The sequence below is a fragment of the Endozoicomonas sp. SESOKO2 genome, from assembly GCF_024606245.1.
Classification (GTDB): domain Bacteria; phylum Pseudomonadota; class Gammaproteobacteria; order Pseudomonadales; family Endozoicomonadaceae; genus Endozoicomonas_A.
In genome coordinates, this window is the sequence record NZ_JAHHPQ010000481.1 from 1 (window position 1) to 1051 (window position 1051).

General features: G+C 49.3%; 1 protein-coding gene and 1 pseudogene. Both read right to left on the reverse strand.

From position 1 onward, the window contains the following. A partial coding sequence (locus tag KDK17_RS10810) for a YaaA family protein (RefSeq protein WP_257288080.1) occupies positions 1-434 on the reverse strand: 434 nt, incomplete at its 3' end. A gap of 125 nt (positions 435-559) precedes the next feature. Then, positions 560-1051 (reverse strand): annotated as a pseudogene (locus tag KDK17_RS10815) (phosphomannomutase CpsG); the annotation flags it as partial.

A 1051-nucleotide genomic window follows, 5' to 3' on the forward strand; every position in this document is an offset into this window, starting at 1 on the left:
GCATAAAGGTCTTTTCCTGCCTGGTTGGCAAATCGGGTGCCCATTTCCAGACGATATGCCTGCATCAGGTCGAGAGGTTTCAGCAGACCATAGAGACCAGAGAGAATGCGCAGGTGTTTTTGCGCATAATCAAACTGTTTGGCATTCATAGTCTCAGCATCAAGTCCCGTGTAAACATCACCTTTGAAGGCGAGGACAGCTTGTTTGGCATTATCCCGGGTGAAAGGTTGCTGCCAGGCTTCGTAACGGGCTGCATTCAGCTGTGACAGTTTGTCGCTGATGCTCATCAGGCTGCCGATATCTGACGGACTCAGCCTGCGCAACTGATTAATCAGGTCCTGAGACTGGTCCAGGAACTCTGGCTGACTGAACTTTTTCGTCACCGGAGCGGTGTCATAGTCCAGGGTTTTGGCAGGTGACACGACAAAAAGCATATTGGTTTTCTTCCTTAGCACTATGGAACACATCCTAGTTGAGGGCGGAGGTGTTTGGTAGTGAATTGTCTCTATTATGTTGTTAGGCAGCATGAGAGAGCAAGCTGGACCCGGACTTTCAGACACTAATGAGATCGAATGAGGGTCACCAGTTCTGTTGTTTTTTCTTCCATCAGCGCCTGATCTCCCCGGCTTTCCACATTCAGTCGAATGACCGGCTCAGTATTAGACATTCTGAGGTTGAAACGCCACTCTCCCATATCAACGGAGATGCCATCGGTACGATCAATTTCAGCGGCATCTTGTTCGTACCTGATCAGAATGGTCTCAATGGTCTGTGCTGGATTTTCAACTGTGCTATTGATCTCCCCGGAAGCGGGAAATTTGTCTATTCGTTCGGCCACCAACGCAGAGAGTGTCCGACCTTTCTGAGATAATAGTTCTGTAACCAGCAGCCAGGGAATCATGCCAGAGTCACAGTAAGCAAAGTCACGGAAGTAATGGTGGGCACTCATTTCACCACCATAAACGGCATCTTCTTTGCGCATTCTCTCCTTGATAAATGCGTGACCCGTTTTGCAAAGCACCGGCTCTCCTCCAGCACTCCTGACTTGGTC